Raw genomic sequence first — 17,055 nt, 5'->3', positions numbered from 1 at the left:
AACGGTAAACGATATGAGCATGAACAAATTGGGCCTTGCCCTATTCCTGGGCGCTGCGCTTCTGGCGCCCGCCACCGCCGCGGAGTCCACAGTTGCAGCGACCAACGCCTTCTTCGCCTTCTGCATGGACACCCACGACGCCAGGAAGCGGAATCTCGAACAGCAAGCCCAGATGCTCAAGGAACTCGGCTACGACGGCGTCGGCCACTTGTGGCTGGACAACATTCCCGAGCGACTAAAGACACTCGACGCCGCCGGCCTTCGGCTGTTCCAGATCACCATCCGCGTGGACATCACCCCCGGCAAACAGCCCTACGACCCGCGCCTCAAGGAAGTCATGCCGCTCCTCAAGGGCCGCCGCGTCCAGTTCGTCCTCCTCATGCACGGCCTCAAACCCTCCGACCCCGCCGGCGACCCCGGCGCCGTGGAGATTCTCCGCGAGATGGCCGCCCTCGCCCGGCCCGCCGGCGCCCGAATCCTCCTCTACCCGCACACCGCCGATTGGTTGGAGCGCATCGAGGACGCCATCCGCATCGCTGACAAGGTGGACCGCCCCAACGTCGGCGTCATGTTCAACCTTTGCCACTACCTCCGCGTCAGCAAAGACCGCGACTACAAACCCCTGCTCGTAAAGGCCATGCCCCGCCTCTGGGCCGTCTCCATCAACGGCGCCGACGAGTTCGATGACCAGCCCGGCTGGGCGCGCTACATCCAGCCCCTGGGCCGCGGCTCGTTCGACATGGCGGCCTTCCTCAAGACCCTCCGTCAACTCGGTTACACTGGTCCCATCGGATTGCAGTGCTACGGCATCCCGGGAGACGCGCGAGACCACCTCGCCGAGTCCATGAAAGCCTGGCGCAGCACCCGGGCCGCGTTGTCGAAGTAAATGATTGGCAGGGCGGTCTGGCCGGGACCGCCGCACAAAGGTCAGCCCGGCATGCGGCCGCTACCCTTAAGTTCCCGCTGTCTTAATGCGGTTCACCCACCAGACGAACTTAAGCGTTACCTCGTCGCCCGTCTTGATGGCCACCCCGCCCAGGCTGGGCGACGGCGGTTCAATCTTGAAGTCGGTCATCTTCGTCTTCACCGATCCCGCGAACTGAATCGTGCCGGCGGGATCGGGTGTTACGGTGACTGGCATGGTGATGACATTCGTCACGCCCGCCACGCAGAGGTTGCCGGTGGCTTCATACAGGAAAGACGCAGTTACCCCGCCCGGCTGCGGCTTGGGTGTCAGTGTGGTCAGGGTGTAAGTGATCCGCTTATTGGTCGGCTCGAGCAACTTGCCATACATGATTTCATCCATCGGATCGCTGTATAACCGGCCATCCTTCTCCACGCTCTTGAGCGAACGCACAGGAATGAAGGCGCTAACCTTGACCTCCACCGGACCAGTGGCTGGCGCGGGAAAACCTTGCGGAAGCTCGGCACTGCCGCCGATCAGGTGCCCTTCCACCTGCCACTCATGAATGGTAGAAGTGCCCTCGATGCGAACCAGGTTTGTCACGCCGGCCCGCGAAAAGGCTGCGTAGCGTGCCAGGGGACCGGCGGCCGGTGACGCGGCGGTTGTGCCCGCCGCCGACGCCGGACGTGCCTGCGCCAGTTCGGCTGGCCGCTGTTTGGCGGCCTCAAGATCGGACTCCAACTGGATGACGCGCGCCTCTGCCTCCATCAACGCACGGTCAAGTTTGGCTGCCCGCTGCAGCGCCAAATGTCTGGTGACAGCCAGGAATGCGACCAGGGCGACCACCACGATTACGCCAAGGATACCGAGGATTTTCTTCATAGGTTCTTGCTTTGGACGGCTTATTCCAGAGGAAGTATTCACAGGTTTCCCGGGCAAAAGCAAGCAATCGCGGCCGGCAACAATTGCAATTGCACCGCCAGGACAGGCTCGGTAGTCTAGACGCGTCAGAACGAATTCGACGCCCGCCGAAGGGGGCGCCGCCTGGAATGAAGACAAAGAAAGCGCGCTCCGCGATAGCCGTAAAGCCGGCAAGGCGGGCCATTCCCCGCCCAACTCGGAAGACGTCCAGGTCCCCTCGCCGGAAGCCCCACTCCACCAAAGCCAAACGGACCACAGGCAAGCGTTCGGTGAAGCCCGTAACCGCCGCACGGAAGAGAACCCGGACGGCAGCTCAAACAAAGAGGATACGCGAGCGGATCGCGCGAAAACCCCGGACGAAGCCATCTCCCATCCCGGCCGAGATCGAACAATTGGGATTAGCGGACTTCGCGGCACAGGAGCTCGAGTCCGCGGTTCCCGTGGCCAGGCAGGTTGAAACCGGCCTGAGAATTCCTGATATCCTTCTCGAGGAGGACGAAACCGCGACGGCACCCCAGACCGGTCCAGGCCAAAAATACGCACTGGGCCCAACGACTCTTGCCGGGGAGACCGAGCAACCTGCGGCAACATTACCCATTAGTTACGGGACCGGGAAGCTGCTGCTGGCCCCGTTGGATCCCCACGGGCTTTACGCGCAATGGGACCTTACGCCGCAGCAGCAACGGCGCTACAACGCTCTGTCCACGGATCGTCATCTTGTAGTGCGGGTATACTCCGGCCCTCTCACAGAGCAGCCTTTCACCGAAGTTCACGTCCACCCGGAGTCGCGGCATTGGTTCATTCACGTGCCACACCCGGCATCGAGTTACGTGGCGCAACTCGGTTATTACCGGCCTGAACACCAATGGGTCGTGGTTGCCACTTCAACTCCGGCCGCCACGCTGCCGGGCTCCGTTTCGGCAGACCAAACGGTCCGGTTTGCCACGATCCCCGCCCATGTGCGGCTGACCCGGCTCGCGGCGTTGGCCCACCAAACCGTCATTCCCGATCCGCCCCCGCGCGCGGCGGCGCGTGAGCGCGCCCTGGCCGAACTGGTTGCCCTGAACGCTGGACAGCACGATGCAATGAGTTCGGCCCAGGCTGGGCAGGAGGTCTCCGCGGCGCAGGCCGGTCCTTTGGAAGGGAAGGCAGAGAGCCCGTCCAGCCCCTGGGGCGGGGCGGAGCAGCCGCTGGCAGGGTTCTGGTTTAACGTCAATGCCGACCTTGTCGTATACGGTGCTACAGAACCGGACGCGACCGTGACGATCGGCGGCCGCCCTGTTTCGCTCCGGCCTGATGGCAGCTTCAGTTGCCGGTTTGCATTGCCCGATGGCGAGCATTCCGTCACCGTGTCCGCCATGTCGGCCCGGGGCGAGCTGCGCCAGGCGGAGCTGCATGTCAGCCGCCGCACCAATTACCGGGGTGAAAGTGGTGCCGCGCCGCAAGACCCGTCGCTCGATCCCCCGCCCGCCCGGAAACCATGAACCGTCCAAGCCGGAGCGCCCAGCGGCACTCTTGTCCCGCGTCCGACTTTAGCCTTTAGTCTCCAGCCTCTAACCTGCAGCCTGTCCAATGCCCGGTTACCTCAGTCTCATCCTGCATGCGCATCTGCCGTTCGTTCGCCATCCAGAACACGAGAGGTTCCTGGAGGAAACCTGGCTGTTCGAGGCCATCACCGAGACCTATCTGCCGCTGCTCCAACTCCTGCAAGGCTGGCAGCGGGATGGCCTCCAGCCCCGCCTCACGCTCACCTTGAGTCCCACGCTCTGTTCCATGCTGCGGGACCCACTGCTGCAAGACCGCTACGAACGCCACCTTAAAGATCTGCTGGACCTGGCCGATAAAGAAATCCAGCGCACCCGCTGGGAAAAGCCGCTGCACGAACTCGCCCTGTTCTACCACGGGAGACTTGCGGCCCTGCGGGGCGCATACGCCGCTTGCGGCCGCGACTTGGTTGGCGCCTTCCGGCAGTTCCAGGAACAAGGCATCCTGGAAATCATCACCTGCGCCGCCACGCACGCGCTCCTGCCGCTGCTGGCCGATCATCCGCCCTCCATGCGCGCCCAGGTGTTGGTCGCGCGCGACCATTACCGCGATTGTTTCGGCTGCGACCCGCGCGGTATCTGGCTGCCCGAATGCGCCTACGTTGAGAGCCTGGACGACGTCCTCCAGGAAGCGAACCTCCGCTGGTTTGTAACCGAGACACATGGCATTCTGCACGCGCGGCCCAAGCCGCAGTACGCGACGTTCGCCCCCGTCTTCACCCCGAACGGCATCGCCGCATTCGGGCGCGATGCCGATACCGCCCGCCAGGTCTGGAGCCGCCACGCCGGCTACCCCGGCGACCCGCGCTACCGCGACTTCTACCGCGATGTCGGTTTCGACCTCGACCTGGATTACCTCAACGCGCATTTGCCCGCACCCGGTCAACGCGGCTTTACCGGCCTGAAGTACTTTCGTATTACCGGCCGTACTCCCGGGAAAGAGGTCTATGACCGCCCGGCAGCCCTGCGCGCTGCCGACGAACATGCGGGTCACTTCCTGGACGCGCGGCTGGTGCAATTCCATCGCCTGGCCGAGATCCTGGACCGCCCCCCCATCGTGGTCGCGCCCTACGATGCCGAATTATTTGGCCACTGGTGGTATGAGGGCCCGGAGTTCCTCGATTTCCTGGTGCGCAAGGCCTGCTGCGACCAGAAGGTGTTGGAGCTGACCACGCCGGGGGATTACCTGCGCCAGCACGCCACCCACCAGGTCGCTACCCCCGCCGCTTCGAGCTGGGGCGAGGGGGGCTATTGGCGCGTCTGGCTCAACGAGAAGAACGAGTGGATTTATCCCCACCTGCGCGTCGCCCAGGAACGCATGACTGAACTGGCCCGCCGTTTCCCCCAGCCCGACGCCTTGCAGGAACGCATGCTCAAGCAGGCAGCGCGCGAACTGCTCCTTGCCCAGGCTAGCGATTGGCCGTTCATCCTGTGGACGGGAACCAGCCCGGGTTACGCCACCAGGCGCGTGAAGGAGCACCTGTTGCGCTTCAGCCGCCTTTACGAGCAGCTTACCGCCGGGGAACTTGACCAGGATTGGCTCAGAGAGGTCGAGTGGCGCGACAACCTCTTCCCCGAGGTCAATTACCACTACTGGGCCTGAACCTGCGGCCAGCGGCTTTCAAGCCGCGCATCCTGCATTCCAAACCCCGCCTTCTGTCTTCCCCGCCACCCCAACCCCGCGGTGGCCGGCACTGGCTTTACTGGGGGCCAAGTTCGGTCCGAAGCCAGAACCTGGCTGGCGCGCTGGCACGAGACAGGCTGCAATGACCATCCACTTGCGGATGCGACACGCGGCATCGAAAGCGCAAGCCGTTTAGGGCAGTTCAGGGTGTATCGCGGGAAGACACGGCTGTCCTGTTTTGTCTGATAACTTATGGTCTGGCTGGATAGTATTCGTTTGCGTGCCCGCAGCCCGCAAACGCGCCGCAAGGCGATTGAGAATTTGACTGCTGCCGGCAAATTGTCCGGCCTGAAGCTCCTGCTCGGCAGCCTGAGCGACCCGGACCCCCAAGTGCGGTGCGCTGCGGCCAAGGCCCTGGGCACCATCAACGAGGAATTCTCCGTCGTCGCCCGAATGGCGGCGTTGACGGATGTGAGCAGCGAGGTGCGAGCCACCGCCGCCGCCACCTTGAGAGAAGTCCAGGACCCCCGGCGGGTAAAACCCCTGCTCAATAGCGTGCGGGATAACGAGGCGACCGTGCGGTTGGCGGCGATCGCCGCACTGGGTGAGGAACCAAGCCCGCAGGTGACGGCGACTTTGCTGGATAGCCTGGGCGATCAAGACGCGCGCGTGCGCCTGGCGGCGGCTCAGGTCCTTGAGCAACATGCTGATCCAGCACACATGCCCTACTTTTTAGCCCTGCTGGCGGATGAGGATTTCGAAGTGCGAGTGACGGCGATCCAATACCTGGGGCGCATTTGCGACCCTGCGGTGGCGCAGGTGTTACTTCCGCACCTGCACGACCCGGACAGCGATGTGCGCCGGGCTGCGGCGCTGGCCCTGGGCGATATTCGCAACCCCGCAGCCCTCGAACCCCTGGTGCTCGCGCTGACAGACGAGGAACCGGCGGTCCGCCATGCCGCCGCCGCCGCACTGGAGCTGATTGACCCCCGCTGGATTCGCACGGACGCCGCGCAACGCGCGATCCCTCGTTTGGAAGCTCAATGCCACGACCCGCAGCCCTGGATCGCCGCTGCGGCGGAAACCCTGCTCGAAAAACTCCGGGCTGCGACCGGCAGCGAAACTGAATTCTGGAAGAAAGAGTCAGGCATCCGAAACCTCTAGCTGCCTGCTCACACCGTTCTTCAGTTTCCCCGCCCTGCACAGATCTATTCCAGGCTGGCGTCAGTCACCGCAAAGGTGCCGGAATTCGGCTTCATCAATGACCGTTATCCCAAGCTTCCGGGCCTTGTCGAGCTTGGAGCCGGCTTCCGTCCCGGCGACAACATAGTCGGTCTTCTTGCTGACGCTGCCGCTGACTTTGCCGCCGGCGGCCTCGATCATCGCGGCGGCTTCCTCGCGTTTCAGATTGGGCAGGGTGCCGGTGAGGACAAACGTTTTGCCAGATAAGGGCCCTGCCTTGGCTTTCGGTTGGTAAAGCTGGGAGTTGAAGTTCAACCCCGCTTTGCGGAGGCGCTCGATGAGCTGCCGGTTTCGCGCCTCACCGTGCCACTGCACCACGCTCTGTGCGATGACTTCACCCACGTCCTCGCACTCGGTCAATTGCTCCACGCCGGCGGCGAGCACATCATCGAGCGAGGCAAAACCGCGGCCCAAAGCCTTGGCCACGCCCGCCCCGACATGCAGGATGCCCAGGCCAAATAACAGCCGCCACAGGTCGCGCTGCTTGCTGGCCGCAATTCCGTCGAGGAAGTTGCGGGCCGATTTCTCACCCATGCGCTCCAGGCCTGCGACCTCGGCGAGCTTTAGCAAGTAAAGGTCTGCCGCATCGCGCACGAGACCGGTTTGGACGAGTTGACGGACGAGGACTTCCCCGCCGCCTTCGATGTCCATTGCACCGCGCGCACACCAGTGCTCGATGCGACCTCGCACCTGTGCGGGGCAATCGGGATTCAGACAGCGCCAGACGACCCCTGCGTCGTTCTCGACGATGCCGGGCGCACGCGAAACCCTGGACCCGCACTCGGGGCAGGTCTTGGGAAAGCGAAAGCCAACCTCCTTTCCAGATCGCCTCGCCAACACCACATCCACCACCGCGGGAATGACCTCGCCTGCCTTCTCGATCGTCACCATGTCGCCAATGCGGATGTCCTTCTCGCGGATGTAGTCTTCGTTGTGCAGCGTGGCGCGGCTGATCGTGCTGCCGGCCAGGAACACCGGGTCGAGCTCCGCCACCGGTGTCAGCGCGCCCGTGCGGCCGACCTGAATGGTGATGCCCTTGAGCCGCGTATCGGCTTGCTCGGCAGCGTACTTATACGCAATGGACCAACGGGGCGCTTTCGAGGTAAAGCCGGCCTGCTTGCGCTGGGCAAACGAGTTCAGCTTGATGACGGCTCCGTCAGTCTCGTAGGGGAAGGCGCGCCGAATCCGGTCGAGTTCCTCGATCGCAGCGAGCAGGTCGTCCGCCGAGCGGCAATGCCAGGTCTTCTCCGGCGTTTTGAAACCAAGCGACTTGAGCCAGGCCAGCATCTGATCGTGCCGCGCCGGTTGTTGGGGAGCGCCTTCAACCTGGCCGAGGCCGTAAAGAACGATGTCGAGCGGTCGTTTGGCAACAATGCGCGGGTCCAGTTGCTTGAGTGAACCAGCGGCAGCATTCCGTGGGTTGGCAAACTCCTCCTCGTCGGCCGCTCTGCGTTCCGCGTTGAGCTTCTCGAAGCCTGCCTTGGTAAGATAGACTTCACCTCGCACTTCCAGAAGCCCGGGCGCGGCGCCGGGCGGGCATTGAATCCGGGTGGGGATGCTGCGAATCGTCTTGAGGTTGGCAGTTATGTCATCGCCGGTCGTGCCATCGCCACGCGTCGCGCCGCAAGTGAATACGCCTTGCTCATAGCGCAGATTGATTGCCACACCGTCAATCTTCGGCTCAACAATCCAGTCCAATTCCTGGTCCGGCAGCAATCGCTGGACGCGGTTGACGAACTCGCGGACTTCCTCCTGCGAGTAGGTGTTGTCCAGGCTCAGCATCGGCTGCCGATGCTGCACCGGCTTGAACTCTTTAAGCGGCTGGCCGCTGACGCGCTGCGTCGGAGAATCGGGCGTGACCAACTTCGGAAACGCCTTCTCCAAATCCAGCAACTCGTGGCAGAGCCGATCGTACTCGCGGTCGCTGACGACCGGTTGCGCCAGCACGTAATACGCATAGTCGTGCCGGCGGATTTCCTCGACGAGCCGGGCGTGACGGGCTTGGGCGTCGTTGAAGTTCATCCCAACGACTAGTAACCCACGTAGTGGAAAATGCACGCAGAAAAGAGGGCGGCGTGCCTAACGGACCGACCCTTCGCAGTCCGCTGGCGTTGGCCTGCGGATGGCTGGGAGATCGCCTGTCAGTGCGGTCGGGCTACGGTGTGTATCCCATGGGGAGCGCTCCCCATGGGATACACACCGTAGTACCGCCGTAGTGTCACCGTAATCCCAAGCCAAAGGTGGCTGGGTCAGGGGGTACTGGAGAGGGCAGGTAGGCCGCATCACTGTCCCAAAAATGGACAGTGCGCGGGTTAGAAGTTGGGAAGGTCTATTCGGTTCTGGCCGGGGAGCAAGGTTACCCATGTGTTTCCCGTACCTCGGCCATCCTGACGGTTCGGGCTGGAACTACCGCTGTCCCTTCCCGGAAATCCGCGAGGAACCAAGACATTCGGATAAAAGTGTCATGGACAGACGCCTGTCTTTTCGGTCAGTATCGCGGCATTGCGACGGTTGTTAGTTCGGGTATTTCATAATTCGCACTAATCGCCGACAGGGTGTAGCTGCTGACGTCAGTCGGAGCATTCCGTCGGCAGCGAAGCTGGCGCCGTCCGGCGTCAACTGCTACTCTGGCATGAAATACCGACGTAGTGACCTGATCCGCGAAAGAACGAAGATGAAATCTGTGACTGCTGCAGCTCCCAACCCAATGTCCACACCCAATTCCAATCAACTTGAATCCCCGCGGTTGCTCAATCGCCGGCGGTTCCTGCGAGCCGCAGTCCAGGCCGGTGCCTTGCTGGCGGCGCCGCAAGTGGTGTGCGGCGCCGTGCTGGGCCGGGATGGCGGCGTCGCCCCTAGCGAACGCATCATCCTGGGGGCGATTGGCATCGGCAGCCGCGGCACTTACGTCCTGGGCTGCTTCCTGGAGGAACCGGACCTGCGATTCGTCGCCATCTGCGACGTGAAGGCCGACCGCCGCGAGGCCATCAAGAAGAAGGCTGATACGAAATACGGCAACCACGATTGCGCGATGTACCGCGACGTGCGCGAGTTTCTGGGCCGGAGCGACATTGACGCCGTGCTCGTCGCCACTGGCCCGAACTGGCACGCCGCGGCCTCCATTCTGGCGGCCAAGGCCGGCAAGGACGTCTATTGCGAGAAGCCCTGCACGAAGAATATCGTGCAAAGCCTGGCGCTGGCCGAGACGTTCCGCCGGACCGGGCGCGTCTTCCAGGCGGGCACTCAACGACGGAGCCTGCCCAATTTCGTTTTTGCGATTGACCTTGCCCGGCGCGGCAAGCTGGGCCGGCTGCAAACCCTCTATGCCCATCCGGGGGGGCTGGGCACCGCCACCAGCGGATGGCTGGAACCGGAGCCGGAGCCGGACCGGGAGACAGTGGACTGGGACTTGTACCTCGGGCCCGCCGCCTGGCGGCCTTTCAACAAGAGCCTGCTGGGCGCTTTTAACTTCGAGAAAGGGGGCGGCATGACCGGCGGCGGCTGCCTGGAATGGGGGTCGCATTGCGTGGACCTCTGCCAATGGGCCAATGACGCCGATCACACCGCCCCAGTCGAATACGAGCCGAAGGGGACCGAGCTGCACGCCCGTTACGCCAACGGCGTGAAGCTCGTCATGCGCAACGAGGGCTGGCTCAAGCTCGGTTCCTGCCCCGTCCGTTTTGAGGGCGACACCGGGTGGGTAGAGACCGGCGACGACGGCGAAATGGTCGCGAGCAACGACGCTCTGCTGATCGGCAAGAAGGCCAAGGTGTCCGGTTACCCTGCCAACTTCCATGTGCGCGACTTCCTGGATTGCGTCCGGTCGCGAGGCCAGACCCGCGCCAACGCCGACGCCGCCTGCCAGTCGCACATTGCGTGTCACGCTGCCAACATCGCCTTGTTCCTGGGCCGCAAGGTCAATTACGACCCTGTGAAGAACGAGTTTATCGGCGACGAGCAGGCCAACCGCCTGCGATCCGAAGCGTATCGCGAACCCTGGCGCCTCTAGGTCGTAACAACCGGCAATAATCACAAGTTGAACAGAGATGCACACGAACAAAGAAAATTCTGGCTCTGAACCCATGAACACCACGATGACAAGAGGTCCGTTGCCCGCGTCCCATGCTGTTCTGCTCGTTTCCTGTATCACCGTGCTGTCGTTGGTGCTGGCCGCCGCTCCGGAGTTTGCTGGCGCGGCCGACCGCACGAACTCCCCGGCCGTGAGCGAGCGCGCGCTGATCAACCTGCTGCGGTCAAACGCCCCGCCTGCCGCGAAGGCGATGGCCTGCAAGCAGTTGGCCATCTACGGCACCAGGGACGCCGTCCCGGCCCTGGCACCTTTGTTGTCGGACAAGCAACTGGCATCGTGGTCGCGTATCGCTTTGGAAGCCATTCCCGGTTCGGCGCCCGACGCGGCGCTGCGACGCGCACTGAATAAGGTCCAAGGCAAATTGCTCGTGGGAGTCATCAACTCCATCGCCGTTCGCCGGGACTCAAAAGCGGTCAACGGCCTGGTGAACAAACTGAAGCATACCGACCCGGAAGTCGCTTCGGCCGCGGCGGCAGCGCTGGGTCGCATCGGCGGGGCCAAAGCCGCCAAGACGCTCAGCCAGTCGCTGGCGGTCGCGCCGGCTGCGGTTCGCCCGGCCGTGGCCGAGGGCTGCATTCTCTGCGCGGAGTGGTTCATCGCTCAGGCAAAGCCCGCCGAGGCGGTGAAGCTCTACGATGCCGTCCGTGCAGCCAACGTGCCCCGACAGAACCAGCTTGAGGCCATTCGCGGGGGGATCCTCGCGCGGCAATCTGCCGGCCTGCCGTTGTTGCTGGAGCAACTCCGCTCGCTGGACAAAGACCTGTTCGGCATCGGCCTGCGCACGGCCCGCGAGTTGCCCGGCCGCGAGGTGACCGAGGCGCTGGCCGCCGAAGTGCAGCGCGCCCGCCCCGAGCGGCAGGCTTACCTGCTGCTGGCGCTGGGCGACCGCAGTGATGCGGCCGTAATGCCCGCCGTCCTGGCAGCCGCCGCCAATGGCGCGCGAGAACTGCGGCTCACCGCCGTCGGCATCCTGGACCGTCTCGGCAACCCGTCGAGTTTGCCGGTGCTGCTGGAAGTCGCCGCCGATCCCGATGCCGACCTCGCGAAGGCCGCCCTCGGGGCGCTCGCGCGGCTCCCCGGCAACGAAGTGGATGCCGGCGTGCTGGCCCGCCTGCCCGCCGCTTCGGGCAAGGCACGCCAGGTCCTCATCGAACTTGCCGGGCAACGGCACTTTGACCGCGCGTTGCCCCTCATCGTGCCGAGCGCCGAAGATCGTGACGCGGGAGTTCGTGCCGCCGCCGTGCAAGCCATTGGCACGCTCGGCGACGAGCAACAAGTCGCCGGCCTGGTGCGGCTGCTGCAATCAACCCAAAGCCCCAAGGACCGCGCCGACATTGAGATGGCGCTCCTGGCCATCTGCAGCCGCACGGGCACACGCGCCGCGCCGCCGCTCCTCCCCCTCGCGCAGAGCGGGGATAGCGCCCTGCGCTGCACTGCGCTGCGCCTGCTGGCCTCCGCCGGCGGGCCAGACGCTCTGGGCGCCGTCCAGGCTGCGGTCGAAGACCAGGACGAAACCGTGCAGGACGAAGCGGTGCGCACCTTGTCCACGTGGCCCAACAATTGGCCGGAGGACAGCGGCGTGGCGCAACCGCTCTTGACGCTGGCCAGGTCCGCCGGCAAGACGAAACACCAGGTGCTGGCCTCGCGGGGCTACCTGCAATACATCCAGGGGAACAAACAACTCCCGGCCGACGACAAGATCAGCAAGGTCACCGAGCTACTGCCTCTCATCAAACGACCTGACGAGAAGCGCCTCGCCATCGCGGCCATCGGCGGCATCCCAACCCCTGCCGCGCTGGAGCTGCTCGTGGGCTTTGCGGCCGAACCCGCCATCGCCGAGGACGCCTGCTCGGCGGTGGTCAAGCTTGCCGATGGAGCGATGCCGGGAGTTTCCCAAGAGCAGCGCCAGAAGGCGCTCCAGTTGGTGGCACAGACCTCGACCAGCGACGCGACCAGGAAGAAAGCGGGCGAGTTGCTCAAGGCATCCCAGTAGCGGCCGGGCCTCAAGCCCACAGCCTGGGCGGAATGGGCGCTGGCGAAGCCGCCACCCACTCGCCGAAAGCACCCACGACGCCACACTCCGGGCAGCGCGTCACGGCATGCTGGGCGCCGCAATGAGGACACGCGGCGCGGGTCTCGAACGTGTCGAACGGCTGCAGGCATTTGTCGCAGCGCCAAAGCGGCCCGACGATGGGTGCCTGCTTGCAGGACGGGCAGGCAAACCCGGCGCGGCGCGGCAGCTTCGCCACCTTGGCCAGCGCGCGCGCCTGCATGAGTCCCTGCCAGCAATTGAGCAGGATGAACACGCACAGGAGGCCAAACCACAGATTCCGCGCCAGGATCGCCAGCCCTATCATTCCCGCGACTCCCACAAAGCCAACCACAGTCGTGATCATCAGGCTGCGGGCGCGCCCGAATACAAACCAGAGCAGGGATTGCAGAATCTGGCCGCCATCCAGCGGATAGACCGGCAGCAGGTTAAAGACAAGCAGCACGCTGTTTATGATGAAGATCGTCTGGATGAAAGAGTAGGCATTGGGCATCGTGGCTCCCCAGCCCGCGGCATGGCTCAGCAACCACGCAGCTCCTAAAACCGGGGCCAGCACCACATTCACCAACGGCCCGGCGGCGATGCTCCAGAGCGTCGCGCCAGGGCGGGGCGGCGGGGCCACATAAGCCACTCCGCCCAACGGCCAGAGCACAATCTGGTTGGCCTGCCCACCCACCTGCCGGCAGGCCAGCGCATGTCCGAACTCATGGAGCAGCACGATGGCGAACAGCGCCAAGTACTCCAACACAGGCCAGATGAGTGAGTTATATCTTCCGGACCGGCTTTGGATGCCATACACGGCGACCAGGAACCACGACCAGTGCAGAAACAGGTCAACCCCAGCGAAGCGGAACAAATGCAAAGACCCTTGCCGTGTCGGTGTCATCGGCCATGACCTAACACACGCCAGCTAACACAGCAACAAGCCATTTGCGGGTTCGGAACGCCCTCTTCCGATTTGCCCAGGCGCAGCAGCTATACCTTGCGGCGCGGGCTCAACACTCTGATCCCCACCAGGAGTCAGGATGTCCGCCAGGCTTTCCCAGCTCAATCCCGACTCCGGCTTAAAGTGGGGTCCCCCGCCATCAACGATCCTATCCCCCTAATCCCGGTGGGTGGCACGCCGATGAACGAATTCGCCAACAATTGGCTGCCTCCGCTCGCTACAGATACGGCGTCAGCAGACGGGCAAGACCGTCGGTGAAGCGCACGGGCAGCGGGCGGGCGTCTATCTGGCGGAGTGTCACTTGGCGCGCAGTCCTGAGCTTTTGAACGACGAGACCCTCAAGGCGGCGGGCCAGTTCGACATCGTAGCACTCCAGATTGTACTCGAAGTTGAGGCGGAGGCTGCGCGGGTCCCAGTTAGCCGAGCCAAGCAGGGCCCAGCAGCCGTCCACGAGCATAAGCTTGGAGTGGTCGAAGGGCGGGGGCGTGAGCCAAATGCGGCAACCGTGCTCCAGCACTTGCCACCACATCGCCCGCGACGCCCAGGCGACAAAGGGCAGGTTGTTCTTCTCGGGCAGGAGGATGTCCACCTGCACGCCGCGCATGGCAGCGAGGTTGAGCGCGGAGACGAGGGCGGGGTCGGGCAGGAAGTAGGGAGTGACGATGCGGACGGAGTAGCGGGCAATCGCCAGCGCCCCCAGGAGCACCCAGCGCAGCTTCTCGAAATCCTCGTCGGGACCGTCCGGCACGCCGCGCGCGAGCACCGGGCCGGCGGGTTCAGGCGGCGGAAACCAGGCTTCGCCGCGGAGACTCTCGCCAGTGGTGAAGAGCCAGTCGTCGGCGAAAATCTCCTGCATCTGGGTAACCACCGGTCCGCGCACGCGAAAGTGGATGTCTTGCACAGGGCTGCGCGGCTGGCGTTGCAGGCAATGACCCGCGCGGACATTCATGCCGCCGGTGAAGCCGACGCGCCCATCCGCCACCATGATCTTCCGGTGGGTGCGCAGGTTCACGGACATAAGGTGGCCCCCGCCGAAAGATGGGAGGAAGCGGGCGTAGCGGACGCCTTCCCGGCGCAGAACGCGAAGTATGCTGGGCCAGGAATAGCGAGTGCCGGCCGCATCAATCAGCACGCGCACCTTGACGCCGCGGCGGGAGGCTTCGCCGAGGGCGCGCGCGAAAGCCACCCCAGCCTCGTCACGGTCGAAAATGTAGGTGCAGAAGGAAAGGGTGTGGCGGGCCTGCTGGATGGCCTCGAGCATTGCCGGAAAGGCCTCGTCGCCGTTGACGAGCGGCTCGATGCGGTTGCCCGGCAGCAGCGGCCGCCCGACCACGCCGTGGACCACGCGCACCAGCATGTTGAGGTGGCCGGTGTGGCCGGGCAGATGCCGGTGCAGCTCTTCCGGTGGGCACTCGGGCTGGGTCGCATGGGCGTGGTAATGCTCAAGGTCGCGCCGCAGCAGGACGGCCTGGCGGCGGATGCGGTTGATGCCCAGGATGAAGTAGAGCAGAGCGCCAGCCAGGGGCACCAGCCAAACGAACCCGACCCACGCGATGGCCGAACGCGAATCCCGCTTGTAGAGCACCGCGTGGCCGGAGGCCGCCAGCGCAAGCAGAACATCCAGCCCAATCAGGGTGATTTCCCAGACGTGATGGGCCAGGTCCCACATGCTGACGGCTAGTAAGGCCATTCAATGTTCCATTGCCGCAACTGCTGTTGGGCGAACCTTCCGGGCAAAAACCGCGCGTGACGGCGCCACGTGCGCCCAATTGCCCGACCAGGAACGCGGCCCCAGCCTACTGGTTCCGCTCGCCGGCTTCCAGCCTTGAAATTCTAAACCTGCCGCCTTGCCAGATTGACGATTGGTGCGAATGATTCTCCAGCCGTGAACTACCTTAAGCCGTAAAATGCTCCTATCCAGAATACGATCCCTTCTCCCGCGCCTGACCCGAGTCTGGCTGATTTCCGTGGCGACCGCTCTGCTGAGCCAGCAACTTCCCGGCGCGAGCGCAATGGCCGCGGCGCCGCAAGCAGGTTGGGATACTTTTAGTGACACGTGGGTTGCCACCGACGCACTGGGGCGCAGCCTTCCTTCATCCTCGGAAGCGGGCTTGCCCCGCAAGCATCGCACAGTGGGGGTCTTCTATTTCCTCTGGCATTACCCGGCAGCGCCACGCGGCCCGTTCGACATTTCCCAAATCCTCGCCCGGGAACCGCAAGCCATCACTAATGCCGCCAGCCCGCTCTGGGGACCGCTCCACGAGTTCCATCACTGGGGACAGTCCATATTTGGCTACTACCTCTCGGACGACGAAGGCGTGCTGCGCAAGCACGCCCAGATGCTCGCGGACGCCGGAGTGGATGTAATCATCTTCGATGTCACCAACCAGCTTGCCTATCCGAAAAGCTGGAAGGCCCTCTGCCGGGTGTTTGACCAGATCCGGCGGGCCGGCGGACAGACTCCGCAAATTGCCTTCCTGTGCCCCTTTTGGGATCCGAAAAAGGTCGCGCGCGAGCTTTGGGAGCAGCTTTACAGCCAAGGTCTCTATCCCGAACTCTGGTTCCGCTGGGATGGCAAGCCGCTGATCCTGGCCGATCCTGCGCTGACCGACCTCGCGCCGGATATTCGCAACCGCTTCACTTTCCGAAAACCGCAGCCGGATTACTTCGTCGGACCGACCGGGCCGAATCAATGGGGGTGGCTGGAGGTTTTCCCCCAGCACATCTTCACCAATGCCGCCGGGGCGCGGGAACAAATGGTGGTCGGCGTGGCCCAAAACGCCGTGGATGGCAAGTTGAGCGTCCTCAGCAATCCCCGCTCCCACGGCCGCAGTTTTCACGATGGCCGCGAGCCCGCGCCGAACGGCTGGGACTTCTCCGGCCGCAACTTCGCCGAACAGTGGCGCCGCGCGCTCGATATTGACCCCGAGTTCATCTTTGTTACCGGCTGGAACGAATGGATCGCGATGCGCTTTGATCACCGGGCGCCCTTCCACGCCAGCGGACCGGTAACCTTCGTGGATCAATTCGACCGGGAATTCAGCCGCGACATCGAGCCGATGCAGGGCGGACATGACGATGCCTACTTCTACCAAATGGTCGCCAATATTCGCCGCTACAAAGGCGTCCGCCCGCTGCCGACGGTCAAGCCGCAGCCCATCACCATTGACGGGCGCTTCGAGGATTGGGCGGCGGTCGAACCCGAATTCCGCGATACCATCGGCGACCCGGTCCAACGCGACCACGCCGGCTGGGCCCCGGGCCAGCGCTACACAAACCGCACCGGCCGCAACGACATCATCGCCGCGAAAACCAGCCTGGATTCCACCAACGTCTGTTTCTACGCGCGCACCCGGGAACCGCTATCGCCTTCCAGCGGCACAAACTGGATGCTCCTGTTCCTGAACGCAGACCTCAATTCCCGCACTGGCTGGCTCGGTTATGACTTCATCGTGAACCGAACCAGCGTTCGCGCGCAAACCACCACGCTCGAACGCAATGCCGGCGGCTATCGCTGGGGGAACCCGGTGGAAGTTCCCTGCCGCTTGGCCGGCAGCGAACTCGAATTGGCCATTCCGCGCGCCGCGCTCGGCGTGAGCACTAGGCTCGACACGTTGGATTTCAAGTGGGCAGACAATGCCCAACAAACCGGCGAGGCGAGCGATTTCACGCTCAACGGCGACGCCGCGCCCAACGACCGGTTCAACTACCGCGCGACCTTCCCTCCGAAATAG

11 protein-coding genes are annotated in these 17,055 nt (G+C 64.1%); 7 read left to right on the top strand and 4 right to left on the bottom strand.

From position 1 onward, the window contains the following. Positions 1-19: 19 nt before the first annotated feature. The gene (locus P5205_04970) at positions 20-886 is read left to right on the top strand and encodes a sugar phosphate isomerase/epimerase (GenBank protein ID HSA09705.1); all 867 of its coding nucleotides are present in this window, start codon (positions 20-22) and stop codon (positions 884-886) included. A 66-nt stretch (positions 887-952) separates the two neighbouring features. Here the strand turns inward: P5205_04970 and P5205_04965 are convergent, their stop codons facing one another. Continuing rightward, positions 953-1,786 (bottom strand): YceI family protein, encoded by an 834-nt coding sequence (locus P5205_04965; protein ID HSA09704.1) that lies wholly within the window; start codon positions 1,784-1,786, stop codon positions 953-955. A 431-nt stretch (positions 1,787-2,217) separates the two neighbouring features. Here P5205_04965 and P5205_04960 point away from each other — a divergent pair, with 431 nt between their 5' ends. From P5205_04960 to P5205_04950, 3 genes are all read left to right on the top strand, one after another. Next, complete coding sequence (locus tag P5205_04960) at positions 2,218-3,309, top strand: DUF4912 domain-containing protein (protein ID HSA09703.1); 1,092 nt, start codon at positions 2,218-2,220, stop codon at positions 3,307-3,309. 88 nt (positions 3,310-3,397) lie between these two features. Beyond that, a complete protein-coding gene (locus P5205_04955; GenBank protein HSA09702.1) occupies positions 3,398-4,972 on the top strand; it encodes a DUF1957 domain-containing protein in 1,575 nt (524 codons plus the stop codon). Positions 4,973-5,245: 273 nt separating this feature from the next. Continuing rightward, positions 5,246-6,157 (top strand): HEAT repeat domain-containing protein, encoded by a 912-nt coding sequence (locus tag P5205_04950; protein ID HSA09701.1) that lies wholly within the window; start codon positions 5,246-5,248, stop codon positions 6,155-6,157. Between the two features lie 60 nt (positions 6,158-6,217). Here P5205_04950 and ligA read toward each other — a convergent pair whose 3' ends face one another. Then, complete coding sequence (gene ligA, locus P5205_04945; protein HSA09700.1) at positions 6,218-8,257, bottom strand: NAD-dependent DNA ligase LigA; 2,040 nt, start codon at positions 8,255-8,257, stop codon at positions 6,218-6,220. A gap of 685 nt (positions 8,258-8,942) precedes the next feature. Here ligA and P5205_04940 point away from each other — a divergent pair. Further along, positions 8,943-10,244, top strand: coding sequence for a Gfo/Idh/MocA family oxidoreductase (locus P5205_04940; protein ID HSA09699.1), 1,302 nt, complete (start codon positions 8,943-8,945; stop codon positions 10,242-10,244). A 73-nt stretch (positions 10,245-10,317) separates the two neighbouring features. After that, positions 10,318-12,318 carry a HEAT repeat domain-containing protein gene (locus P5205_04935; GenBank protein ID HSA09698.1) on the top strand — a complete coding sequence of 667 codons (2,001 nt, stop codon included), beginning with the start codon at positions 10,318-10,320 and terminating at the stop codon, positions 12,316-12,318. Between the two features lie 10 nt (positions 12,319-12,328). Here P5205_04935 and P5205_04930 read toward each other — a convergent pair whose 3' ends face one another. Continuing rightward, complete coding sequence (locus P5205_04930; protein ID HSA09697.1) at positions 12,329-13,231, bottom strand: site-2 protease family protein; 903 nt, start codon at positions 13,229-13,231, stop codon at positions 12,329-12,331. Positions 13,232-13,538: 307 nt separating this feature from the next. Then, entirely contained in the window at positions 13,539-14,990 is a 1,452-nt protein-coding gene (locus P5205_04925) for a phospholipase D-like domain-containing protein (protein ID HSA09696.1), read from the bottom strand. Between the two features lie 298 nt (positions 14,991-15,288). On the opposite strand from P5205_04925, the gene P5205_04920 reads away from it, so the two are divergent. Further along, positions 15,289-17,055: a hypothetical protein gene (locus tag P5205_04920; GenBank protein ID HSA09695.1), complete on the top strand. Its 1,767-nt coding sequence runs from the start codon at positions 15,289-15,291 to the stop codon at positions 17,053-17,055.

This window comes from Candidatus Paceibacterota bacterium (assembly GCA_035452965.1).
Classification (GTDB): Bacteria; Verrucomicrobiota; Verrucomicrobiia; order Limisphaerales; family UBA8199; genus UBA8199.
Note: the sequence above shows the minus strand (reverse complement) of the source record. Positions and strands in the feature narration are given on the sequence as shown.